Genomic DNA, 25,377 nt, shown 5'->3' on the forward strand with positions numbered 1-25,377 from the left:
GTTATTTTTCAACCTTTTCAACAATACAGGTAAGGCCCTCCCGTCTTAGAACTCTAACCCTTGAGCCTTCAGGAATTTCTTCCGAAAGAGAGCGGGCGCTCCAGGTTGTACCCTTATATTTTATTCGGCCTTCCTTGTTATGAAAAACAACCTCAACAACATCGGCAAACTCTTCCCCCGCTTTATCGCTTTTTTTATCCGAATAAAATATAGTTCCCTTAAAGATAGGGGTAAATTTTTTACGTAAAAAAATCAAAGAGAGAACCGAAAATATAACAAAGATAATTATCTGTAACCAAAGAGCTTGGTCAACAAAAGGAATCAATGTAACGGCAGAAGTAAAAACAGCTCCAAAGCCGAAAAAAATGATAACGAGACCTGGAATTATAAGCTCTAAGCCTATACACACGACACCGATCAAAAGCCATATAGACCACCACGCCATAACTACCTCCATAAAAACTTTTTGCAGGAAGCTTCAGCTTACGAAAAAAGTTTTTTCAAGTAGTTTTGCAAAAGCAAAACTACATACAATAACACGATGTTTTGTGCTTTGCACAAAACTCGAAGATAAACATGTAGGCTTGTATTTCAAGCCGGAATGTTTATCAAACCTCCCATAAAAACTTTTTGAAAGGATTATCAAATCCTAAAAAAAGCATAAGCACGAGAAATCCCGTGCTTAGCTTATAAAGACAATCAGTCTTTAATATTGTATCGTTTTTTAAAGCGATCAATTCGTCCTGCAGTGTCAACAAGCTTTTGCTTTCCTGTAAAAAAAGGATGACACTGTGAGCAGATTTCAACCTTGATATCTTTTACTGTGGAACGTGTATTTATTACGTTACCGCAAGCACAAGTAATGGTTGTTTCTTCATATTTCGGATGAATATCTTTTCTCATACAAACCTCCCAAGGTAGTGTTATAATATACAATATTTATTCTTTTTGTGCAAGACCGGCATTCATTGATTTTAAGAACGCTTCATTATTCTTGCTCTTATTCATTCTATCGATTAAAAATTCAATAATATCGGCGTCATCCATTGAGCTGATGAATTTGCGCAATATCCACATAAGCTGCATTTCCGCTTCCGTTAGTAAAAGCTCTTCTTTTCGAGTTCCGGAGCGCTTTATATTGATAGCAGGGAATAAGCGGCGGTCTGAAAGTTTTCTGTCTAAGTTTACTTCCATGTTGCCCGTTCCCTTAAACTCTTCAAAGATAACCTCGTCCATCTTGCTGCCCGTTTCAATAAGAGCTGTAGCAATGATGGTCAAGCTTCCGCCTTCTTCTATATTTCTTGCAGCACCGAAAAAGCGTTTAGGCTTATGAAGCGAATTTGAATCGACACCTCCCGATAATACCTTACCGGAGGTAGGCATTGTCTGGTTATAGGCTCGCGCCAAACGGGTGATTGAGTCTAAAAGAATAACAACATCCCTTTTGTGTTCAACAAGGCGTTTTGCCTTTTCAAGCACCATTTCGGCAACTTGAACATGGCGGGTTGCCTGTTCATCGAAGGTAGAAGAAATAACCTCGGCATTTACCGTGCGTTCCATATCGGTAACTTCTTCAGGCCTCTCATCTATCAAAAGAACTATAAGATAAACTTCCGGATGATTGGCCGTGATTGCATTGGCTATCTTTTGAAGCATTATAGTTTTTCCCGTACGAGGAGGAGCTACAATCAAGCCTCGCTGACCCTTTCCTATCGGGCAAAAAAGATTCATGATTCGGGTAGAAATTTCTTGAGTTGTAGTTTCAAGGTTTAATTTTTCCTTAGGATAAAGAGGAGTGAGGTTATCAAATGGAATACGGCGCTGAGACTTTGCAGGCTCATCATAGTTGACCGTCTCAACCCTTAAAAGAGCAAAATACCGTTCCCCTTCTTTTGGAGAGCGGATTTGACCGTAAACTGTATCTCCGGTTTTAAGATTAAAAAGCCTTATTTGGCTGGGAGAAACATAGACATCATCAGTTCCTGTCAAATAACTGTTTTGAGGCGAACGTAAAAAACCGTATCCGTCAGGAAGGGTTTCTAAAGAGCCGGAAGCGAAGATGGTACCTCCCTGATTGGTATGATTTTTAAGAATGTGGTAAATAACATCCTGTTTTTTCATCAAGGACAGCTCATCTTCGGGCACACCGTATTTTATGGCCATATCTCTTAAATCATGCATACGCATCTTTGTAAGATCGTTTATAATAATTTTAAAAGAGCTATCCGATGCGGGCGGGACTTCTTCTTTTTCATCTTGAATATCTTTAGGTATGCGTTTTTTTGCAGTTACACCGGTTCTTTTTGCAGGTTTAGTTTCAGCTTCATCCGAAGAGCTTTCAGTTTTTTTGCGTCCTCGAGAACGAACAACAACTTTTTTTTCAACAACTTCTTCAGCTGCATCCTGCTCAATATGTTCTGCAGCAGCTTGAATTTCACTTGCCTCAGCGGACAGATCCGAAAAATGGTCTTCAGCCTGTGTGTCAGAACGACTAAGACTCAAGTCCTCATCCGAGTTAATACCCGTATCAAACAAGGTATCCTCAGAGGTTTGGGGCAAAGTTTTCCTTTTTCTTATTGTCATCGGATTTTTCTCCTATGCTTTGTAACTTAACATATCATTCTAAAATTCAGTATCCGGCTGAGGGCCGAAAAAGATATGTAAAAATGATGAATTGTTACTGTTGAATAGATTTTTAGTTTAACAAATTTATTTTATTTTGTCAAGTAAAGCTTTTTTAGCTTTAAGATTACTAAAAAAATACCCTCGATCGAATCGAGGGTATCCATCTCCTAGGGGAATTGAACCCCTGTTGTCGGGATGAAAACCCGATGTCCTAACCACTAGACGAAGGAGACATGGTCAAAAACGCATTGCGCTGACAAGAATGGAATATATCATATTTTTATAATTATGTCAAGCAAAATTTCAAAAATTATTTTATTTATCCGTATTTCTTATCAAATCGGGCCTTAGAACCTCTGCCCCGCCCATATAAATGTGACAAGGCTTTTTCCTGGAATAATAATAAATTAAAATTCGAATAGTTTTAGGTAAGCAGCCTTCAATACAGGGCTCTAAAGAACAAAAAAGAGCCGTATTTTTTGCAAGCCCATGCTTTCTCAAGGCTGAGGCAGGATTTAAAACCCTTATATCGCTTGTAACCGTAAATTGTATAGAAACTATATCCTTTTCAGCTAAGGAATTTTCCCTTAAGATTTGACTGTAAAGGTTTACAACTGCAGACGATATACTGTCTTGATTGTCTTCACAACATACGGCCCCTCGCAAGGCTCTTAATTTTTTTATCAAGCTCATTTTACCAAAATCTTTAAATCAACAACCCCGACGCAGAGCGTCGGGGTATTAAACCCTCCGCACGAATAAAAACACTGCACCCTGTTAATTCACAATGGTGCAGTGTTTTTAAATTAATTATTTTCTAGCAGGCTTTTTAGCAGTTTTAGCCTTTGCCTTTTCGGAAGCCTTAGCCGGCTTTTTTGCCCCGGCTTTAGCTTTTGAAGCTTCAACTTCAGCCTGAGCTGCAGCGAGCCTTGCTATAGGAACTCGTAAGGGTGAAGCGGAAACATAGTCCATTCCTGCCCTGCAGAAAAACTTAACCGAATTTAAGTCTCCTCCGTGTTCACCGCAGACACCTATTTCCAAATTCTTTTTAACTTCTCTTCCCTTTTGAATAGCGGAAGCTACCAAGATACCAACACCTTCTTGATCCAAGGATTGGAAAGGATCGGCCTTAAATACGCCAGCCTTATTTTCGTCTACATATTCAGGTAAGAATTTTCCTGCATCGTCACGGCTTATACCTATGGTCATCTGTGTAAGGTCGTTTGTACCGAAGGAGAAAAACTCTGCATGTTCTGCTATTCTGTCAGCATGTAAAGCGGCTCTGGGAGTTTCAATCATAGTACCGACCATGTACTTAAGTTTTTTATCCTTAGCCTTTTTCTCGATGATATCGTCTGCAACAGCTCTAATCCTCTTCTCCAAAATCTTAAATTCTTTTGCATCGATTGTAAGAGGAATCATTATTTCCGGTAAAACTGCAATTCCCTTCTTTTGAACAGTACAGGCAGCATTTATAATGGCAGTAACCTGCATTTCAAGAATTTCAGGATAGGTTATGCTCAAGCGGCAGCCTCTGTGTCCCAACATCGGGTTTGCTTCGGTAAGCCGGGCTACACGGTTTTTGACGCTTGCAAAACTTATATTAAGCTTTTCGGCTAATTTTTGCTGACCTTCTTTGTCATGCGGAACAAATTCGTGTAAGGGCGGGTCAATCAAACGTATTGTTACGGGATAGCCGTTCATGGCCTTAAAGATACCTTCAAAGTCCTTTGTCTGATAAGGAAGAAGTTTTTTTAGAGCCTTTTCTCTTGCTTCCTTATTTTCGGCAATAATCATTTCACGGATTGCCTGTATCCTGCTCTCATCGCTAAAGAACATGTGCTCGGTTCGGCAAAGACCTATACCTTGGGCTCCGTGGCCTATAGCTATTTTTGCATCTTCAGGAGTATCGGCATTTGTTCTTACCCTTATTTTGCGGATTTGATCAACCCACTCCATAATTTTTTTATAGGCTGCAGGAGGTTTAGGAGTAATCAAGGGTAATTCGCCCTTGTAAACAGCGCCCTTTGAGCCGTCCAAGGTAATATAATCGCCTTCTTTCAAGACTATGCCCTTGGCAGAAATTTCTTTTTTTTCGTAATCGATTCTCAAGTGCTCACAGCCTACTATACAGCATTTTCCCCAGCCTCTGGCAACTACAGCGGCATGGCTGGTTTTTCCGCCTGTTGCGGTTAAAATACCTTCTGCGGCATGCATACCGCCTACATCTTCAGGGCTTGTTTCATGGCGGACTAAAACTGCTCTTTTACCGTCCTTTGCAGCAGCTTCTGCAGCCTCTGCCGACAGACAGATTATACCGCAGGCAGCTCCCGGAACGGCGGGAATCCCGTCTACAAGATGGGCAGCTTTTAAATCGGAAGCCTTCGAATAATCCAAGGCCTTGTAGAAAACGCCTTCAATATCCGAAGCCTTAATACGGGTAACAGCTTCTTCCTTGGTTATAAGTTTTTCTTCAACCATATCTACAGCCATCTGGAAGGCTGCGGCAGGAAGCCTCTTGCCCGTTCGGCACTGGAGCATGTACAATTCACCCTCTTCAACGGTGAATTCCATATCCTGCATATCCTTATAGTGCTTTTCGAGGATTTTGCGGGCAGTGCAAAGTTTTTTATAAGCAGCCGGATCCTTTTTAGCAAAAACATCCAGTTTAATGGGAGTTCTGATTCCTGCAACAACATCTTCGCCTTGGGCATTAAAAAGATACTCGCCGTAAAAGTCGTTTTTGCCTGAGTTAGGATCTCTTGTAAAGCAAACACCTGTTCCGGAATTATCACCTTTGTTTCCAAAGACCATCTGCATAACGTTTACAGCCGTTCCTCTGATACCTACAATGTTTTCAACCCTTCGGTAAGTAACGGCCTTATCGGACATCCAAGAACCGAATACGGCTCCTATGGCTCCCCAGAGCTGCTTTATAGGATCTTGGGGGAAGGGAGCTTTTATTTCTTTTTCGTAAAGTTTTTTAGACCTATCAATAACTTCCTGTAATTCAGCTTCGTTTACATCAGTATCGGAAACCTTTGCAGTTTGAGCAAGATTAAGACGCTTCTTTGTTCTTTTTTCTTTTACATCATCAAGAATTTTATCGAATTTTTCCCGTTCAATGTTCATTGCCGTAGACCCGTACATTAAAATAAATCGGCGGTAAGCATCCAGGGCAAACCTTAAATTTCCGGTCTTTTCGGCCAAACCTTGAACCGATTGGTCATTTAAGCCTAAGTTTAAAATTGTCTCCATCATTCCGGGCATTGAAACGGGAGCACCGGATCGAACAGAAACTAGAAGAGGATCTTTTTTATCCCCCAGTTTTTTTCCGGTAATTTTTTCCAACTTTGAAAGATAAGATTCGACTTGAGCTTTTAGTTCGACAGGATACTTTCTGTTATTTTTATAATACTCTTCGCAAACCTCGGTTGTAATAGTAAACCCCGCAGGAACAGGAAGCCCTATAGCCGTCATTTCGGCCAGGCCGGCACCCTTGCCTCCCAAAACTTCCTTCATCGTACCATTACCTTCAGCGCTACCTCCGCCAAAAAAATATACATATTTTGACTTTGCCATTTGCATTGTCCTCCTTGAACATTGAACAATTATTACAATATATTGATATATTGTATCTTGTATAATATCAATTGTCAATGTATAATTGTATCAATTATGAAAAAAAATCTTAAGTTTTATTATTTTTTATTTGTATCGGCGATCCTTTTATTCTCTTGTAATTCTACATCAAAAGCTATTCCACAGAAAAATTCAGTGAATGAAATAACATTGAGCTTTTCAGGCGATATTATGGCTCATGATGTCAATTTTAAAATGAAGGACTATAACCGGATTTATGATGATATCAGGGATATACTTCTAAACGATGATCTAACATTTGGAAACATTGAAACCCCAATATGTGAGGAAAAACCTCTTTCGTCATTTCCTTTTTTTAATGTACACAGAGATTATTTAAGGGCTGCAATAGATGGGGGCTTTGATGTTTTTGCTTTTGCCAATAATCACACCAATGATCAGGGAATTAAAGGAATAGATGGAACGATTAAAAGCTTTGCTGCTTTAAAAGAAGAATACAAATATAAAGAGCTTTTTTCTTCGGGCTTAAAAAATAAAGAGGATGAAGATTTTAAACCTGTCTTAATAGAAAAAAAAGACTGGAAGATTTTATTTTTATCGGTAACGGAGCTTGTCAACTTCCACGGTAAATCAAAGCAGAGACTTTATTATTCGGACCCCTCAAAGGCAGGAAGGGAAAAACTTCTTTTATACATAAAAAAAATGAGGGAAGAAAACCCTTGCGATATCTTTATCCTGTCTCTTCATTTAAGCGAGGCAGAATACGGCCTTAAGGTTTTAGAGAGCAAAAAGACATGGTTTAAAAGTTTAGCTGATGCAGGAGTTGATATAGTTTGGGCTCACCATCCTCATGTCGTACAAGACTGGGAACTTGCCGAGACGGAATCTAACAAAAAGGCTTTTTTTATGTACTCGATGGGAAATTTTATTTCGGGTCAAAGATGGAAGGTAAACTATGCCGATCCGGCTTATTATCGGGAATATACCGGAGACTCAGCAATAATGCAGTTAAAACTAAAAAAGATAGATGGTATTTTGCAGAGCGAAATGGAAGCAAAGCCTGTTTTGATTACAAACTACAACGAAAAGGGTGCTCCGGTCATAAAACGTTTTACAAAAGAATGGATCGAGACCCTCTCAGAAAAAGAAAGGGTCTATTATCTTAAACGCCTTGAACTTATGAAGGCCTATTTACCTAAGCTAAAATAAAAAACTTAAGGTAATAATTTTTACATGAGGCTCTTGTATTTTTCGGCCAAGGCCTTTGCCTTTACGTTTGCAAGGCCTCGGTAGCGTTCGGGGTTTGCAAAAAACTCTTCGGGCTTATCAAAGTTAAGTTCCTTTAATCTTTCCGTAACAAGGGCAAAGACCTTTTCTTCGGCTTTTAAGGCTTCATAAAAACTTAACTTTTGATTTTCGGCAGCAAGGGTAATTTTGCGTATTACCTCGTGAGCATCTGAAACACCGCATTCTGCCAAAAGAATATAAGCGGGTTCGGCCATAACGCCTCCCCTTACTCTTCCGCCGCCTTGTAAAAGGTTTTTAAGCATATTTTCCCTATCGGCCTGTAGGCCCTTTAAAATGGAATTCATACGGTTAAAGGCCAAGGCAAGCCCCGTTAAATAATCGGCTATAAACCTCTGGCTTGCAGAATTGGATAGGTCTCTTTGGTGCTCCGAAATTTGATCCATATAAAAACTCATCACGCGAGGAGAAAAGGTCTTCCACAAGCTTTTTACGTGTTCGGAGTTCCAAGGGTTACGCTTTTGAGGCATAGTAGAAGAACCTACCTGAGTTGCACTGAAATATTCAAAGACCTCCCCTATCTCTGTTCTTTGCAAATTGCGTAGATCGTCTGCAAGGTTTGCAATTATGCCGAAGGCAATATTTGCTTCAAGGAGAAGACGGAGCATGTATTCGGGCTCCACAAGCTGATGGGAATATTCTGAAGGCTTTAAGCCGAGATAATCAAGATATATTTTTTCAAAGTCCATCGGGTCGGATACTATTAAAGATGCCGCATTATAAGCCCCGACAGCTCCGGCAAATTTTCCGCGTAAATCCTTTACAAGTTCTTCCAGCTTTAAAATAGACTTACCTAGACGGGCTACATATTCGGAAACTGCATACCCAAAGGTAATCGGAACGGCGTGCTGACCATGGGTTCGCCCGACCTGAGGCGTTTCAGCTTCTCTTTCGGCTATATCGCAAAGTAAGATTTCGGTTTTCTTTAAAAGAGGAATTATAACCTTTACTACGGCATCCCTTATCCTCATAGAAAAGGCTGTGTCGAGGATGTCTGCACTCGTAGCCCCAAGGTGAACCAAGGGAGCCGTTACTTCGGGCACTTTTTTCTTTAGGACATTTACCAAGGCCCTTATATTGTGCTGGGTTTTATGTTCTTCTTCATAAACTTCGGAAGGGTCGATATTTAAGGCAATATCATCCAAGGTTTTTTCTAACTCGCTGCTCAACTTAGGAAGTAAAGAGCTTTTCTTTTCTTCCGCAATTTTAAGATGGGCCTTTACAAGGGCCATTTCGGCCATGGCGCAATAAACGATGCCTGCTTCTTCAGATAAAAAAACCGAAAGCTCATCGTAAAGCCCTCCTTGCGGGAGGGAATAGCGGTGATCTATCGGCGATATGTTTTTAAAAATACTTCTTGTTTCCATATTTAATATAATGACCTAAAGAAGATGTTTAGTCAAGCGGTTTAAAAGATAGCCGGTTTGCCATACATCGGTTCAAGTATTCAATAAGACTCTTTCTATCTCCCTAATGTTGTGAGCCATTTCAGGCTCCAAAACAGTTTTATCAAATAGATTAATCAGATTGCGGCTGGAGTCAAAATCTTTTGTCTTAAAAGCCTGTATCAGTTTTTCATATAAGCCTTTAAGCTCGGTAAAATTTTTTATATTGCCGTTATCTTTGTAGCGCACATAATAACTGGTTACACTACCCTTTCCTTTTAGCTCCCGTGCAGGCCGCTTAAAAAGAGAATAGCGCCCGTCTATTATTGCCGCCGTTTTTTCGGAAACGGTACAGGCCATGGGGGCTGTTGCCGCTTCAAGCCTAAAGGTCGTGTTTACTACATCTCCGAAAATATCGAAAACATACTTATGAACACCAACGATGCCTCCCGTTATCTTTCCCGAATCGATGCCTATCTTTACCTGAAAATGAGACTTATTTTTTTTGTTGATGGATTCAAGCACAGAGAGCATTTCAATCGCAGCATCTACCAAACGGAAGGCGTGATCTTCTTCTCCCCTAAAACCGCAACAAGCCATGTAGCCGTCTCCCAAAGTCTTAATCCTTTCACAGCCGAATTTATCCATAATGCGGTCAAAATGAGTGAATATATTGTTTAACTCCGAAATAACGGTTTCGGGTGAATTGGCACTTGACCATTTTGTAAAATTAACAAGGTCGGCAAATAAGACACTCACCGCAGAATAAACTCGCGGCTTTGAAGTTCCGGTTTCGATTAACTCGTCTATAATGGGAAGAGGTAAGGTGTTTCTTAAAAGTTTATCGCTTTTTTCTTTTTCTTCAGCCAACTCTTTAGTCTTCTCTTTTACCTTTTTGTCAAGCTCCTTAGCCCTTCGTTTTAATGATCTAATCCTTATTTGCACAACCGAAAAAACAAGACTGCCTATAAAAAGAATTAAAATAATATCAAACCAAATTGTCTGATAGAAAAAAGGCTCTTTATAAAATTCTATACCTGCACCGTTTTCGTTTATAATTCCGTCATTATTGGCGGCTCTTACCCTGAAAACATATTGTCCCGGGGAAAGGTTCGTGTAAGCTACTTCGCGTGTTGTTCCTGAGGACTTCCATTCTTCATCGTAACCTTCCAGTTTGTATTCAAAACGAACCCTTTCGGGTATGGTAAAACTGAGGGCCGTAAATTTAAAAAGAATACGCTTAACCTGAGCTTTTATTGTAAAGTTATTTTCTTCCAAATCAAAATCATTTCCGTCCAAAATAACGTTTTCTATAACGACAGGAGGAGAATGTTTATTTGTAACATAATAAGACGGATCGCAAACTGCAACCCCTTTTAATGTCGGAATGTATACGGTGTTTTTTTCGGTTACATGTGCCCAGGCATTTGCGGATAACTGTCCGGTAAGACCGTCAAGCCTGTTATAGCGGACAAGCCCCTCGGCAGGATGTCTGTTTAGGACAGCCTGTAAGAATTTTTGAGCCTTAACCAAAATAAGTTCCTTAGGTGTTACAAGCCAAAGGTTATCCTGACTGTCGTATAGGGCGTTGTATACACTTATAATTTTTTGACCTATTGCAATATTTGCATCATAAAAATTTCCGTCTTTATAAAGGATTAAGCCGTCACTGGTGCAAAACCATATATTTCCGCCTTTGTCTTCTATAATGCGGAAAACGATATTACCGTTAAAGCCTTCTTCTTTTGTAAAAAGGCGCTCCACTTTAATTTTAGGTCTATCTTCAGAAATAGAAACATTAAGTTCCGCTGCACCGCTTCCATTAGTACCGAACCAGATAGTACCCTTCCTGCTTTCCATTGCACACAGGGTATACAGGTTTGATAGACCGTCGGCTTCGGTGATATTCGTCACTACGCCATTATAATAAACAGCCGGAGCTGATGTAGTTCCTATCCACAAAAGACCGTTTGAACTGCGCATTGTAAAGCGAACCCGGTTACCTGCAAGGCCTTCTTTTTTTGAAATACTTTTTATGCTGCCGTCCTTAAAAAAAATAAGGAGTCCCTTATCCGAATAGGTAGAAAAATATAAAGAACCGTCAGCTTCTTCCCTTATTTGCCTGACACGGTTACCCTCAGTCATTTTAATAAGACGGTCGATGTCATCGGAACGCTTTTTAGAAAGTGAAGAGCTTTTTAAACATACAACGCCGTCATCCTTGGCTATCCATATATTTTTATCCTTATCTTCCAAAACGGAATTTGAAGCGGAAGGAGGCAGGGATTCTGCACTGGCAAGGTCGACAAAACGCCCCTTGCTGAATTTTACCAAACCGCCTCGTTCCATACCTGCCCAAAGGTTTTCTTCAAAATCTACACATAAACAAGAGACAATATTGTTAGGTAAACCGTTTTCTTCCGAGAAGAATTCGGCCTTTTTGTCTTGGAGAGTTATAATTCCCTTATTAGTGGCAATATACATATTACCGTCTATGGTTCGCAAAAAACGGTTTATACCGGTACCGTCAAGGTTTTCTATCTCTATAACTTCTTGTATAGAGTCGTTTTTTATCTTGATAATTTTTCCATTAAGTGTACCGAACCAAAGAGTACCGTCGGTATCGTCATAGGCTGACGAAAATGTATAATCTTTTATTTCCTGCAAATACGGAAGGTTTATTATTTTGCTGTTTTGAATAACTGTAAGACCTTTTATGTTGGCTCCTACAAAAATTTTATCATCTACAGGCATAATAAAAGAGACAATGCCTATATTCTTGTCGCTTTCGTCTATATGTTCAAAATATCCGTCAGGTGTACGCCGAAATAGTCCGCCGGCAGTACCGACCCACATCACATTGTTTCTGTCTACTTTGATTGCACGTACCGAAAGATTGGAAAGACCGCTTTCAAGTCCGTATTCTTTAAATTGTTTGTTTTTATATGAATATAGTCCGGTAGAATTTGTGCCTATCCAAATAGTTCCTTCTGCATCCTCATACAATGTATGTTTCGGTTCAGCACAGTATTAACACCTATGAACAGGCAAAATCCGTACGATTTGATGTTTTGGTGCAAGCAGAAAACGGTAAATTTTATGATGTGGAAATGCAGGTAAGCAATGAAAGGAATATACCTAAAAGAATGAGATTTTACCAAGCGGCCCTGGACATTTCTTTTTTGGATAAAGGAAATTCCTATAATAACTTAAATGACAGCTTTATAATTTTTATCTGTTTATTTGATGTTATAGGTAAAAATAAATCTGTTTATACCTTTGAAAACATTTGTATAGAGGACAAAAATACATCTTTACAAGACGGAATAAAAAAGGTTATAATAAATGCAGAAGCTTTTAAAAACACTGAGGACAAAGAATTAAAAGATTTTTTAACATACCTTAAAACAGGTAAAGCGAATAATGAATTTACAAGGGGGATAGAAGAAATGATACAAACAGTAAAACAAAACGAACAGGCAAGACAAGAATACAGATTATTATCTACTTTTGAAATGGATATTAAGGACAATGCAAAAAGGGAAACCGCAAAACTTATGAAGTTAAAAAACTTTGATACAGTCTTAATTAAAGAAATAACAGGACTTTCCGAATCCGAAATAGAAAAATTGTAGTTGAATAAAGGGCTTATTGACAGAATTTCAATTCTTGGACTTAGCCACACGCAAGCCGATATCGCTGTCGCGAAGATCGGGATGGCAGTTGCCCCGGCAGGCACGGGAGACATAGTTAGTGCCGTTGCGCCAGCTGCCGCCTCGAATGATGCGGTAAGAGCCGGAACCGGCACCTGCATAGTCCGCAGGCAACCGTTCAGGTAAAGCCCGATCCCTGTCCCAACACCATTCCCAAACATTACCGCTCATGTCGTAAAGCCCATAGCCGTTAGGCGCTTTTTTCTTGACCTCGTGCGTTTTATCATTGCTGTTATTGCGGTACCACGCATAGTTTATAAGTTTGCTTACCTCATCGGTTCCTGCCCATTTTCCGGCAACGCCGCACTTTGCAGCCCACTCCCATTCAGCCTCTGTCGGCAAGCGGAAACCTTTTTTGCTCATGTCCATACCGGGTTCTTTTTTTGCATTTGCATGGGCTATAGTGTATACTTTAGCGGCATTATCTTTTAGGTAATATACACATTCGGCTTCTCCCAAATCGGATGCCTTTTTCGTCAGTTCATTACAAAAGGCTATACAATCATACCAGCTTACATTCTCCACGGGCCGCTTTTCTTGGCTCTCTGCGGGATCGATTTCTTTACCGGAAGTTCCGTTAAACCCGCTCGGTTTACTGCCCATTACAGCTTCCCACAGCTCCTGCGTTACTTCCGTTTCGCCTATCAGGTAGGCACTTAAACTTACCGCGTGAGGTTTGTTTTTGTCGCAGTAATCGTTATGTCCCACCATACCGTCCGTTACGGCGGCGATGTTTTTCATTGTAAATCTGACATTGCCTACTGCGTAGGTTTTATCGGAAGGTACGGCCCGATTTGTTTCGACGCCCTTGCCTTGTCCGGCATTGAGACAGGTAGAGAAAAGTATCATCATCATAATTGCCGATAGCAATACTGCTATAGCCGTTAATTTAAATTGTTTCATTTAATCTAATTTGTAGTTTAATGTGTAATCAATGTTTAATTGGTAATGTGTAATTGCCGAAACTTGTCAAGTATTAGTATACAAGTTAAATTGTTAATTTATTATAAAAATCATTCCTCACTACCAATTACCCATATATCCATTATCCATATCCTTATGCGGTAAGTGCGGCTTACCCTATAAGGTAAGCCGGTGTTACATTATGCGGTAAACCGGTATTACCTTATAGGGTAAATCTGTGTTACTCTATGAACTTCGGGTAAGAGCTTTGCCGAATCTGCCTGATTTTAGCGTTTTAAGCTGTTTTGTAGCGTTGGCATACTTCGTTCTTACCTCGATGTACCAGCTGCCTGCCGGCAAGTCCGCAGGGATTATTGCCATGAGGCGGGCGGGTTTGTTTTCGGCGATGACGGCAGCTCGGATGGCTTCTCCCGTTTCGGGGACGAAGAAGATGCCTTGAGCCGTATCTTTCGGGTCAAACTTGAGCCGGGAACCTACCAGTTGGACAACGCCGCCTGCGGTCAGTACTTCGTTTACCTTGCCCGATACGATGTCGGTAACTTCGGTAATGTAGGGGTTGGTGTCGGCGGCTTCGACCTTTTCGCACTTGATTTTACCTACGGCTTCTTTAAGCAGGGTGCCTGCCGAAAGGTTTAAGTGCACGGTGTGCCGTTTTTTGTCGAAGCTGTCGGCTGCCCCGTTAAAGGTGCCCGATATGCTTAGAGAGGTGTTAAGTAAGGGCGTGTTGAGCGCAGCACCGTCTTTTATAAGGGTGCATACCACCTCTGCGTACACTTGCAAGGCCGCCTTTGTGTCAGCCTTGGTGAGTGTTGAACCTTTTTGCATCATAAGGTCAATGATTTCGTCAAGGGAAAACGAGCGCACTTCGGCAGTTTGTGCCATGTAGTCGTTTTCGTCGGCCGTGAGTAAGTTCTCACGCAAACAATACTTTAACATTTGTTCCTCCCCATTGCATTATTCATCTTGCCAGCGTATTTTAATCGTAACATCGGTGTCGCCGTCGTTGTGCCGGTATTCTTCCGTAAATTCCACTTCATCGCCTTCAGTTATCAATTTATAACCATTTAGTCCTTGGTTTCCGTTCTCATGACCATTAGCTACATACCCCCATTGCCATGCGTCATGATTGTAATGATACGTCAGCTTTGCCTTGGTCGTACCGATATGATCATCAGGACCGTTGTCTTCTTCGTAAATTTCGATATTTACCGGTATTTCAATACCTGCAGGGAAGTATTTGAATGTCCGGGTAAAGCTTTTATCGATGGTATGTATCTGTCCGGTTGCGAGCTCACATGTGCTGTTCGCATCAAATTGATCATCTACCATAACCCCGTCAACTTTCATCGTCCAATAATATTCGGCTTTGCCGCCGATATCTTTATTCTTTACGCATTTTATCTTCACAAAGGTAACCTTCAATTCCGCTTTTACAAACTTTATAACGTCGCCCTTCTTTTTATACCGCCAATATTCGGTGCCGTTTTTGGGTGTTACTTTAAAGTTATCTCTTTCGGCAGCGGCACCCGTTGCAAGGACTCTGCCGTCGGTATACTCGTTAGGCGTTATCCGTGCGGCGGGTCTGTGTGTCAATGCGCCGGTTACGGTAATGCTTTTATTGGTTTCCAAATATACTTCGTTGTTTTCGTCAACTTTTGCGCCGCCTTGCATTTTAAAGGTTCCGTCTACATATACGCCGCCGCCCTTACTTGCACTACAGCCGGTGATCGTGCTTGAGTCTTTCATAATAAGCGTACCCCCGGCATTGACATATACGCCGCCGCCGTTACCGCCGCCCGCATTGCCGTTTTTAAGCGTTATGTTTTCAAGGGTGAGTGTTTTACCGCTTTCCACTTTGAAAATACGCGACTGGTTATTTGCGTCCAAAACGGCGGAGTTTTTGCCCTTTATGGTAAGGTCTCTGCCGAGCTTAATTTCGCCCTTATTTTCTCCGCCGGTCGCTTTTATTTCCCCTTTAATGACGATTGTGTGGGCACCGTACGGTTTTGCCGCTTCTTCTTTAAGCTGTTTCCACGCATCGCTGCCGCCGCCTGCTAAATTGAATTCACCCGGTTTAAACTTGACCGTTACGGTTTTATCGCCATCCACCGTGAGAGTTGCGGTGTTAGGCGAACTTGCCGTTACGCCCGTCCAGCTTTCTATATCCCAGCCTTTTTCGGGCTTTGCGATAAAGGTTACGCTTTCGCCGTGCGATACGTTGAAGCTTGGGCTGTTGCTTCCGCTTGCTGTTTGATGGGAGCCGTTATACATACCTTTCAGACTGCCTCCCTGGCCGCCTTGTACACTAAACGTTACGGGGTAGGTTTTGCGTTTTACGGTAAAGGTTATCATACTTTGTGTACCGTTTTGAGCTTTTACTGTAATGATAAACTGCGTTCCACCGTTTGCGGGTATGTTTGCGTTTCCGCCGGGACTTACGCTTGCCGTTGCTCCCGTGCTGTTAGCGTCAAACATAAAGTCCGTTACTCTTGCCGTAGTTGAAGCCACCGTGTATTCGGAAGTAAAAGGAGCTGTTTTAAGTTCTCCGTTCAGCTTAAAGCTCGCCAAATTTGCAACGTCGTTTTGTGCACGGGTTACACTTACCGTTTTTGACCATGCAGGATAATTTTCCGGACTTGCTGCAACATTTATGGTAAGATTTTGGGGAACTCCTGCTGTTAAGTTGAGCCCTGCAGAAGGTTCTATTGTGAACGGAATATTCGTGTGTTCGTTAAATTTAAGAACGATATCGCTTTTTTGTACCGTAGCTGTCGTATACGGCAGGGTAACGGAACCGCCGAAAGCATTTTGTCCGTGTATGGTAAGCGTTTGCGGTGTTAAGGCACTAAATTGTTTAACCAATTTGACAAAGAAGGTTTTAGATTCGCTTTCGGCATAGCCCGCCGCACTTGCGTTTAATGTGATTTTGTATATGGCTCCGCTTTCGTTATTTTCAAGAGCCGGTAAGGTAAAATCGGCAGGTGTTGTGCCCAAAACAGAGCCTGCGCCGTTCCAGTTGTTTGAACCCGACACCTTTTTTTTTATAGTTCCGGTTATGCTTGCCCCTTCTTTTGCCCGTGCCTGTAAAGTAATTGCCATATCGGTGTTTATTTGATGCGGAGAATTCTCGGAATCTTGCATTATTTGGGTATTGTTGTGATACAGCTCAACGGGCGGCAGTTTGTTTGTTGCCGTGCTTTTCTTTATTTCGGGGGAGGTTAAGCCTTTTTCGTCAGTCAGTTTAAGGGTGTATTCTTTTGAGGGGCCTCTTACTTCTACATCGGTTTTTAAATAGATTATCCAGTTTTCTGTCGGCGTGTCATCTATGGTAACTCCCTGGTTTACATCGCCGGCTTCCAGTTTTTTCACGCTTGCGGCAGGTAAAAGAATGCCCGAATTGCCTATGTTAAAGCCGCTTCCGTCTACTGTTAGAGGAAGGGTTTGAGCCGTTCCGCCTTGCGGAGTAAGGGTAATTGACGCTATGTCTTTGTGTAAAAGCTCGGTACTTCCGGACCCCGCTTTTTTATCCATATCTTTTACTTCAAAGCAAAGTACGTAATAGCTTTTTCCGTCAGCTCCTTGCGTTTTGCACAGGGCTTTGTATTCTAAGGCGAGAGGCGGGGTATTGGCACGCAGTTTAAATGTGTATTTTTGCTCAAACTTTCGGCCTTCTTTATTGTAAAGGGTGATTGTAGGGCTTAAGTTTTGACTGCCCCACTCGGAATATTTTAAAAAGGCTTTTTTATATATCAATTCGATGCGGTCGGAAGATGTTTGTCTAAAATAGTAATCTATTTCTGCCCTAGGCGCATTCATACCGTCGGCACCTTTTACACCGCTTTCAAAGACTACAATGTCCGAAGGCGAGCCTTGAGCACCGGGGATTTTAAGTATGTATTTTTGAGGATTTGTAAGTTTTAAGATTATGGTTTTATCTCCGGCACTCGGCAAACAAGGATACCCCTCGTTGTCCGTTCCGGCTGCGGGAATTTCGTTTCCGGTAATTAGCACGGTAGATGACCAATATTCAAGATCTCTTTCAATATCCGAAAAAAAGTGATCACAGGCACTTAAAAGCAGTAAAACCGTAATTACAATCAAAAAAGCTTTAAACTTACGCATAAACTCACTCTCCCTAGTCTTTTGAATTATACCCAAAAATACAACAAAATTATATAAAAAACAGGGGATAAACGGCAAAAAGAACCATGGTTACCAAAAAAGAACTTTGGTTACCTGCTCAAAATCGGACATCCGTGTCCGATTTTGAGCTTCAAGTTTTAGCCACAGGCTAAAACTTGCAAATATGGAAACCACCGCACATCCTGTGCGGTAAATGAACGGACATCCTTGTACATTTTTCATCAGGTATTGCTATTTTTTTTTAATACTACTATAATCAAAAGTATGAAGAAGTTTTTTAATGCCGGCCGTATTATGTATTTGTTGGGAATTTTCGTATTAAGCACTGCAATAGTTATGAATATTACCAATAACTTTCCGCTGGATGGGTTTCTTCCGGTCGTTCTTTGGATTGATATTGTCATTAACTGTATTTGTCTGTTTTTTTGCCTGATTCTTTTTATAAAACCCAAAAATAATATTCTCAACTATTTGATGTTTTTTATGGAAGCCGGAGTTACTGCACACATGGGATTCGTGGGTATCGGCACTCTTCTTTTTGCGGCAGGCTGTGTTATGGTTTTTGTAAACGGGGATTTTAAAACCTATTATAAACAAAAAATTGCGGCTCTTACAATTTATTGGCTTCTTATCAGCATCGGTTTGTATTTTTCTTTCAGTATAAGATATTTTATTTTTGAAATTACTTTGACCGGTTTTTATTTCGGACTTCTTGTATGCCTATATAAAAAACTGGAAGCAAACCTCTCTTATCTTTTGCCGCCTACCGAAATAGTTTCTACCGAAGTAAATCTTCCGCCCAAGGGCAGTGTTTTAAAACTGGCCGAATATGGTATCTCCGAACGCCAAAAGGACTTTATTTTAGGCTCGATTATGAACGGAAAAACTTATGAAGAACTGTCGGCCGAATTCCACGTAAGTACTTCTGTCGTAAAAAAAGATATGGCTTCGGCCTGTAAAAGTTTGGGAGTTGCAAACCGGGAAGCCCTGCGTATTCTTTTATTACAGTACAGAATAGAATAATATTTAGGGAGCTTCAGCACTGTCTTTAAGCAGTTTTTTAACCTCTTCCGTTGGTATCGTAAACTGTGCATCCGGTGAAATATTTTTAAAAGCCTGCGGTCCGATGAAGGTAAGACTTGTACATAAAGATAAGTCTATCTTTGTTAAGTTTATGCAGTCTAAAAAAGCCCTTTCTCCGATTTTGGTAAGACTTGCAGGTAAATTGACTTCAGTTAAGCCGGTACAGCTTTCAAAAGCCCCGTTATCGATCTCAATAAGACTTGCAGGCAGGCGGACTTCAGGTAAGCCTGTACAGCCGTAAAAAGCCCATCCACCGATTTCAATAACAGTATCAGGTATGGAAACTTGAGTAAGGCTTCCGGGTGCACATATAAGTTTGTTCATATTCTTTGTGTATATAATATTATCTTTACTGCAATAAACCGGATTCGCAGGATCGACTACAAGCGTATGTAAATTAGTGCAGTCTGCAAAAGATCCTTCACCAATTTTGGTAAGAGTTGCAGGCAGGCGAATTTCAGATAAATCGGTACAGCCGTTAAAAGCCCCATCGCCGATTTTGCTAATATCTATACAAGCAGAAAAGTCGATTTCCGTCAAACCGGTACAGCTTTCAAAAGCCCCCTGACCAATTTCAGTAAGACTTACAGGGAAGTCAACTTTAGTTAAGCTGATACAATCGTAAAAAGCTCCGTCTCCGATTTTAGTAAGACTTGCAGATAAATTGACTTCAGTTAAGCCAATGCAGCTTTCAAAAGCCCCGTTACCGATTTCGGTAAGATCTGTACAGGCAGAAAAATCGATTTCAGTTAAATCCTTACAGTCGTAAAAAACATTCTCACCTATTTTTTTAACCTCTGTAGGAAGCACAAGTTTTCCTTTTAGTTTTGTTTTATCGGTAAGTCCGGTGAGCGTGCCGTCTTTATCGATAATCAGCAGGGGATTGCGGTTTTTCTTTATCAGATCTTCTAATTCCTTAAGTCTTGCTTGAGCCTCAGCCAGTCCCTGCTCCGCTGCTTTACCAAACCATTCGGCAGCTTTCTTATAATCTTTTTTTACCCCTATTCCCTCATAATAAAGCCAGCCAAGATTAAACTGTCCTTCGGCATTACCCTGTTCCGCTGCTTTGCGGTGCCAGTAGACTGCTTTCTCATCATTTTGCCGAACCCCGACACCCTTGTGGTGCATCCAGCCGAGTTTATTCGCTGCCTTTGCCAGCCCTTGGTCCGCTGCTTTTAGGTACCATTCTGCGGCTTTTTCGGCGTTTTTTGCAAGACCTAAGCCGTCAAAGTACATATTTCCAAGATTAAACTGTGCCTCAGCAAGTTTCTGCTCGGCGGCCTTACGGTACCAGTAAACGGCTGACTTATAACTCTGCTCTACACCCAGACCTTCCTTATACATAAAGCCGAGATTATTCTGTGCCTCGGCAAATCCCTGTTCAGCAGCTTTATTATACCAATAGACAGCTTGTTCATAACTTTGCTCTACACCCCGACCTTCCTTATACATAAAGCCAAGATCGTATTGAGCCCAAGCATGTCCTTTTTCAGCATCCTCACGAAGTGTCTGTATTTCATCAGTTTCTTCTGCTATAAGAGGACTTACAAATAACAACGGCAACATACATACGGCTGTCATAATAAAAACCTTTATAAGGGCTAATCCTTCTTTCTTTATTTGATTCATTTTACTTTATATCGATATAGAATTTTTTGATGTACCTTATCCTTGCATCTGCCTTATCCCAGAACTTACTTTCAGGATAGGCCTTGGTTAAGGTTTGATAGGCTTCCAGGGCTTTTTTTACGTTTTTATTCGGCCCGTTTAGTTCATAAGCCTGACCGCGTAAAAACAAGGCCTCATCCAAATTTTCGGAATAGTTTTTTAAAAAACTATCTGCCGAATTTAAGGCCTCTGCCGAATTTCCCTCAGAAATATACCCTCTTATCATGTCCAAGAATTCGGAAGGGGATGTAATTTTTTGTCCGTCTGTTTTAGATTCTTCCTTTTCGGTTACTGTTACAAGATCGGGAGAATCATAAACCTTTGCATTCTCATCTTTTTTAGATGAAGAGTCAGGCTTTAATGGAGTTCCTGCCTTATCCCCATACCGGTTTTCCTTTTTTAAATCCGGTTTGTTTTCTGTTCTACTTACAGTCCCCTTATAATCAGGTGCCTTAACCGTATCATTCAGCTTTGTTTTTGCCTTTTCAACATGAACGGCAACAGAATCAGAAATAAAGTTGTCCGAAAAAACATCAAAATGCGAAAAGTTAAGAATATATGAGCCTTCATTTGCCATACCAAAATGGAATATAGATGTACCGTTTTGAAGTTTTCTTTGTTGATACCTTATGCCTTTTTGTGCAGAAGACTCGCCTAAGTAGACCCAGCCCTCTCCGGGATAAACAACTTCAAGTCTTTGACCTTCATATAGTTTTACGGAGCGGGAAGCCTTTTGTTCTTTTGAATCATCCGGCTCAGTACTCGGGAATTCCGAAAAAACACGGTCAGGTTCAAGCTCTTTCATTTTTTCATTTACAATATCCTTATCATTAACACCGGAAGCTTCTGAGACAGGAGGTTTTACTTCTGCGGCAGCAGATTCAACTTTTGCGGCAGGAGGTTCTGTTTTTGTAACTAAGGGAGCAGTATCTGAACCTGTTCCGCTTTTTTCTAAAGTTTTTTCTTTAATTTCAGGCTTTGTAGTCTTATTAGGAGCCTCGGCAGGCTTTACGACTTGTTTTTTATCCGGAACACTTATAAGCGGCTTATCGGGGGCAGGAGGAACAGAAGTCTCGGTTTTTTTTACCTCAGGCTTCTCAGCTAAAGGAACAGGCTCATTTTCATCTTCACCGTCAAGTATAAGCTCCAATGCCGGCTTATCGGTGATAGGTTTAGGATCAGAAACGGATTCAGCCGAATCGGCTTTAGGCTTCAATTGTAAATCATTATTGTTCAAAAGACTATCCGTATTTTTTTTAGGCAAAATACCCTGTCCTTGTTGAGAGTTTTCAGGTATTTTCATAATTATAATCTTTTCGGAATTCTTAAGATTTTCAGAATCCTTGGGAGCTTCAGTATCGGAAACATTCCCCGCCATATCTTCGTTTTTTTTATCTTCAATTAAATTTTCACCTGTATTTTTTTTTGTACTTGCACAGGAATTAAAAAAGATAAAAATCAAAAATACAATTAATGTAACGCGTATTGAAAATTTCATGGAGCAGCCTCCAATATTTTATCGGCAAGTTTTTTATTCTGTTTATGCAGTGCCTCCATATCCTTTTCCGTAGGAGGCTCATACCAATAGTCAACCTCTTCTTTCTCCCATATTTTACGTTGTTCCCGTGAAAACTGAATAGGCGAAAGATATAGAGGTTCATCTATTATTTGCAGTTTATCTGCATTAACCTTACCGGACTTAAAATCCGAATTTTTAGATGATAAGACAGTTCTTTTTGTTTCCGAATATGATGTATTATCTTTTTTTTGTAAAAATAAAATCAATAAGAGGCTTAAAATTAAGATAAAAATCAAGATGCATACAATTATAACAACCGCCTTCCTGTTATTAGAAAAAAACTCTCGAACACTTGTGAAAATACCGTTTATCTTACTCTTCAAGTCTATCATCTTTTTCTGAAACTTCCTCCTCACCGTTTACGGTTTTTATCCTCTTAGGCGGATGGGGCGGAATATAGATTCCCTCCTCCGGTTCAACTTCTTCTTCTACAAAGGGCTCGTTAACCAAGTCTATAGTTTTTGATTCAAGCTCCGTTTCGTTATCCAGCCTTATGGCTATAACCTTTGAAACCCCCGATTCTTCCATGGTAACACCGAGCATGGCATTTGCACCCAAAACAGTCTTTTTATTATGAGTAATAACTATGTATTGGCTGACATTTGCAAATTCACGAAGAGTCGTAACAAACCTGGTAACGTTTTGTTCATCGAGAGCCGCATCAATTTCATCGAGAAGACAGAATGGAGACGGCTTTACCATATAGGTTGCAAATAAAAGGGCTACCGCAGTCATGGATTTTTCACCGCCCGATAAGAGATTTATATTTTCAAGTTTTTTACCGGGAGGCTGAGCAAAAATTTCTATTCCCGATTCAAGCACATTTTTCGGATCTGTTAAGCGTATTTCGGCTCTTCCTCCTCCGAAAAGCCGCCTAAACATATTATGAAAATTCTTTTTAATCTTATTGTAGGTGTCCAAAAAAAGCTCGGTAGATTCGGCCGTTATTTCGTCGGTAATACGCTGCAAGTCTGCACGAGCCTTATCAAGATCGCTTATATGTTTATTTAAAAATTCATAACGCTCTTTAACGCTTTCGAATTCTTCGGGAGCCATAAAGTTTACTCTGCCCAAAGAATCAAGTTTTTGCTTAATCGAAGAAAGGCTTTCTCTAAGGTCGTTTACCGATGAGGTAATGGTAAACATCCTTTCTTCAAATTCCATAAGTTCTCTGGAATGTTTTTCCCTGAAATTTTCCTTTGTGTTACGAATATCGGCTTCAATCCCTGCAAGATCAAAGTGGAATTTTTCCAAAAGAGAATTTGCCTTTGAAAGTTCTGCAGTGAGTTTATCAACCTTTCCCCTCTTGCTGGCAAGGTCGGAGTTTTTTATCGAGATTTCGTTTTCAAGTTTTTCGAGCTCGGCACTTATCTTTCTTCCCTCATACTCCAAAGAATTTATCTCGCCTTCAAGTTCCGAAATATCTTCTTCCGTTTGCTTTAACTGTTTTTCTTCGGTAAAAAATTCGCTTTCAAGGTCATGGAGCATTTTTTTCTCCGAAGAAAGCTGGCGCTCTAAAAGCTTAACCTGATCTTCGGCATTTTTTGCCTGAGCATCTATCCTTGCTCTGTTTACTCGCAGGTCTTCAAGGGTTTTGCGGTAGTCGTTTATCTTGACGGAAAGCTCGTTATTTTCTTCTATCAGCCCTGCAATTTTAGTGCGGTTATTTTCGATAGATTGCCTGTTTTCCAAGATAGCGGTATCGACTGCTCTTTTTTTTGTAATGATACCTTCCGGAGCCAAAAATTCGTCAATAAAGCCTGCCGAGGATTTTTTATACTTTTCAAGAGCATTTTGAATTTCATCGCTTATAGATAAAAGGGATGAAAAACTTTGAACGGAATCTTCTGCGAATTTTTTTACATCATCTGCAGAATGATTTTCTATAGAGGCAAAGTCCGAAAATATAGCTTTTTTTCCGGTAATTAAAACTTTTAAACGGTTTAAGGCCCCATCCAAGTCTTTTTCAGCCTCTAACCTATTTGCCGATGAATAACCGGCAGATCTTAAATTTTTATCGAGCTCGGTAACGATATCCTCGGTTATGGACTTTAACTCAAGCTCCATAGCCCCTCTCATATCGTCAAGCCGTTTTATATCGTCTTCAAGCCCTTTTACTTCTTCCTTGTTTGAAGTAATCTGATGGCTTGCCAAGTCTATGTTTTTTTCAAACTCTTCAGCGTTTTTCTCGATTGCAGTAACCTGTTTTTTAAACTCAAAAACATCGGCATTTTTTTCGGAAATGTCTTCCTCTAGGCTTTCAATATTTTCCTTCGTCGAAGAGGTCTTTGCTTCAAGTTGATTTAACTTTAGTTTTAGCTCGGAACGGCGTTTATTGTAAATTTGAACCTGCTCCTGCTTACCCTTTTGTTCGATGGCTAGGTTTAGTACCTTTGTACGGTAAGCATTAAACTTTTCTTCCATCTCGTTTACAATATCCATATTTTCGGAAAGGAGTCCGTGAATACCGTCAATTTGTTCCTGTATGGCATCTCTCTTTTCGGAGGCTTCTTTTAAGCTTTGCTTTTTTGCGGCAAGCCCGTCTACAAAGCTTTTTAAGCGTAAAAGCTGAATATCCCTTTCGTGTTCAAAAAGAGAATCCTTTAGCTCCCGGTACTTAATCGTCTGTTCCGATTGAATTTTCAGGGTATCATAGGATCTGCGTACCTCTGCCAAAGCAGCTTCAATCTGCTTCATATTTTCTTGGGTTTTTTCGAGCTTTCTTTCAGCATCCTGTCTTTTTACCTTAAATTTTGTTATACCGGCAGCCTCTTCAAAGAGATAACGCCTCTCCTCAGGCTTGCTCGAAAGGATCTGATCGATTTTACCCTGCTCCATAACTGAATATGCAGCTTTCCCAACTCCCGTATCCCAAAAAAGCTCTCTAATTTCACGCAGTTTTGCCGGCTGATTATTTATAAAATACTCGCTTTCCCCTGAACGATAAAGACGCCTCTTTATAGCTATTTCGCTTAAATCCAAATTCAAAAGACCCTTTTCATTGCTTATAGTCAATGTTACTTCTGCAACATTAAGCTGATTCCTCTTTTCGGTACCGTTAAAGATAACGTCTTCCATTTTATCGGCACGTAAGGTACGGGACGATTGTTCTCCAAGTACCCATTTTACGGCATCCACTACATTACTCTTTCCGCAGCCGTTGGGACCTAGGAGGGCTGTTATACCATCTGCAAATTCAATTTTTACTCTATCGGGAAAGGACTTAAATCCGAAAATTTCAAGACTTTTAAGAAACATAACCCGAACATCCTTTTAACATGTACATATAAGAGATTATACAATTTATTTGCTTGTTTGTCATTAGGAATTGAAAAGTTTTTAAGGGATA

16 protein-coding genes, 1 tRNA gene and 2 pseudogenes are annotated in these 25,377 nt (G+C 40.5%); 3 read left to right on the plus strand and 16 right to left on the minus strand.

From position 1 onward, the window contains the following. Window position 1: 1 nt before the first annotated feature. The 6 genes and pseudogenes from E4O07_RS05805 to ppdK form a co-directional block, all read right to left on the minus strand. The gene (locus E4O07_RS05805) at window positions 2–445 is read right to left on the minus strand and encodes an NfeD family protein (RefSeq protein ID WP_253687905.1); all 444 of its coding nucleotides are present in this window, start codon (window positions 443–445) and stop codon (window positions 2–4) included. Window positions 446–699: 254 nt separating this feature from the next. Beyond that, window positions 700–903 carry a 50S ribosomal protein L31 gene (rpmE, locus tag E4O07_RS05810; RefSeq protein ID WP_253678984.1) on the minus strand — a complete coding sequence of 68 codons (204 nt, stop codon included), beginning with the start codon at window positions 901–903 and terminating at the stop codon, window positions 700–702. A gap of 36 nt (window positions 904–939) precedes the next feature. Further along, a pseudogene (rho, locus tag E4O07_RS05815) lies at window positions 940–2,205 on the minus strand (transcription termination factor Rho); the annotation flags it as partial. A gap of 581 nt (window positions 2,206–2,786) precedes the next feature. Beyond that, window positions 2,787–2,858, minus strand: a tRNA-Glu gene (locus E4O07_RS05820). 82 nt (window positions 2,859–2,940) lie between these two features. Then, window positions 2,941–3,318 carry a chorismate mutase gene (aroH, locus tag E4O07_RS05825; RefSeq protein WP_253687907.1) on the minus strand — a complete coding sequence of 126 codons (378 nt, stop codon included), beginning with the start codon at window positions 3,316–3,318 and terminating at the stop codon, window positions 2,941–2,943. Window positions 3,319–3,435: 117 nt separating this feature from the next. Next, complete coding sequence (gene ppdK, locus E4O07_RS05830; RefSeq protein ID WP_253687908.1) at window positions 3,436–6,207, minus strand: pyruvate, phosphate dikinase; 2,772 nt, start codon at window positions 6,205–6,207, stop codon at window positions 3,436–3,438. 96 nt (window positions 6,208–6,303) lie between these two features. Between ppdK and E4O07_RS05835 the strand changes: the two genes are divergently transcribed. Continuing rightward, on the plus strand, window positions 6,304–7,437 hold the full coding sequence (locus E4O07_RS05835; RefSeq protein WP_253687909.1) for a CapA family protein: 1,134 nt from the start codon (window positions 6,304–6,306) through the stop codon (window positions 7,435–7,437). A 20-nt stretch (window positions 7,438–7,457) separates the two neighbouring features. Here E4O07_RS05835 and E4O07_RS05840 read toward each other — a convergent pair whose 3' ends face one another. Then, window positions 7,458–8,900, minus strand: a complete 1,443-nt coding sequence (locus tag E4O07_RS05840; protein ID WP_253687910.1) for a lyase family protein — start codon at window positions 8,898–8,900, stop codon at window positions 7,458–7,460. Between the two features lie 72 nt (window positions 8,901–8,972). Next, complete coding sequence (locus E4O07_RS05845) at window positions 8,973–11,924, minus strand: adenylate/guanylate cyclase domain-containing protein (RefSeq protein WP_253687911.1); 2,952 nt, start codon at window positions 11,922–11,924, stop codon at window positions 8,973–8,975. A gap of 2 nt (window positions 11,925–11,926) precedes the next feature. On the opposite strand from E4O07_RS05845, the pseudogene E4O07_RS05850 reads away from it, so the two are divergent. After that, window positions 11,927–12,553: pseudogene (locus E4O07_RS05850) on the plus strand (Rpn family recombination-promoting nuclease/putative transposase); the annotation flags it as partial. A gap of 27 nt (window positions 12,554–12,580) precedes the next feature. Here the strand turns inward: E4O07_RS05850 and E4O07_RS05855 are convergent. The 4 genes from E4O07_RS05855 to E4O07_RS05870 all read right to left on the minus strand — a co-directional run bounded on the left by E4O07_RS05855 (window position 12,581) and on the right by E4O07_RS05870 (window position 17,920). Beyond that, window positions 12,581–13,534, minus strand: coding sequence for a formylglycine-generating enzyme family protein (locus tag E4O07_RS05855; protein WP_253687913.1), 954 nt, complete (start codon window positions 13,532–13,534; stop codon window positions 12,581–12,583). A 246-nt stretch (window positions 13,535–13,780) separates the two neighbouring features. After that, window positions 13,781–14,491 (minus strand): DNA-binding domain-containing protein, encoded by a 711-nt coding sequence (locus E4O07_RS05860; protein WP_253687914.1) that lies wholly within the window; start codon window positions 14,489–14,491, stop codon window positions 13,781–13,783. Window positions 14,492–14,509: 18 nt separating this feature from the next. Next, window positions 14,510–17,677 (minus strand): InlB B-repeat-containing protein, encoded by a 3,168-nt coding sequence (locus E4O07_RS05865; RefSeq protein WP_253687915.1) that lies wholly within the window; start codon window positions 17,675–17,677, stop codon window positions 14,510–14,512. Between the two features lie 90 nt (window positions 17,678–17,767). Then, window positions 17,768–17,920 (minus strand): hypothetical protein, encoded by a 153-nt coding sequence (locus tag E4O07_RS05870; protein WP_253687916.1) that lies wholly within the window; start codon window positions 17,918–17,920, stop codon window positions 17,768–17,770. A gap of 42 nt (window positions 17,921–17,962) precedes the next feature. On the opposite strand from E4O07_RS05870, the gene E4O07_RS05875 reads away from it, so the two are divergent. Beyond that, on the plus strand, window positions 17,963–18,721 hold the full coding sequence (locus E4O07_RS05875; RefSeq protein ID WP_253687917.1) for a helix-turn-helix transcriptional regulator: 759 nt from the start codon (window positions 17,963–17,965) through the stop codon (window positions 18,719–18,721). Window positions 18,722–18,724: 3 nt separating this feature from the next. Here the strand turns inward: E4O07_RS05875 and E4O07_RS05880 are convergent, their stop codons facing one another. The 4 genes from E4O07_RS05880 to E4O07_RS05895 are packed head-to-tail and all read right to left on the minus strand — an operon-like array spanning window position 18,725 to window position 25,286. Beyond that, on the minus strand, window positions 18,725–20,410 hold the full coding sequence (locus tag E4O07_RS05880; RefSeq protein WP_253687918.1) for a leucine-rich repeat protein: 1,686 nt from the start codon (window positions 20,408–20,410) through the stop codon (window positions 18,725–18,727). A 1-nt stretch (window position 20,411) separates the two neighbouring features. After that, the gene (bamD, locus tag E4O07_RS05885; protein WP_253687919.1) at window positions 20,412–21,947 is read right to left on the minus strand and encodes an outer membrane protein assembly factor BamD; all 1,536 of its coding nucleotides are present in this window, start codon (window positions 21,945–21,947) and stop codon (window positions 20,412–20,414) included. After that, a complete protein-coding gene (locus E4O07_RS05890; RefSeq protein ID WP_253687920.1) occupies window positions 21,944–22,360 on the minus strand; it encodes a hypothetical protein in 417 nt (138 codons plus the stop codon). Before E4O07_RS05890 ends, bamD begins: the two co-directional genes overlap by 4 nt. Further along, on the minus strand, window positions 22,341–25,286 hold the full coding sequence (locus E4O07_RS05895) for an AAA family ATPase (protein WP_253687921.1): 2,946 nt from the start codon (window positions 25,284–25,286) through the stop codon (window positions 22,341–22,343). The genes E4O07_RS05890 and E4O07_RS05895 overlap by 20 nt, the downstream gene beginning before the upstream one ends. Window positions 25,287–25,377: the final 91 nt, after the last annotated feature.

This window comes from Treponema sp. OMZ 798 (genome assembly GCF_024181385.1).
In the GTDB taxonomy this organism is placed as follows: domain Bacteria; phylum Spirochaetota; class Spirochaetia; order Treponematales; family Treponemataceae; genus Treponema_B.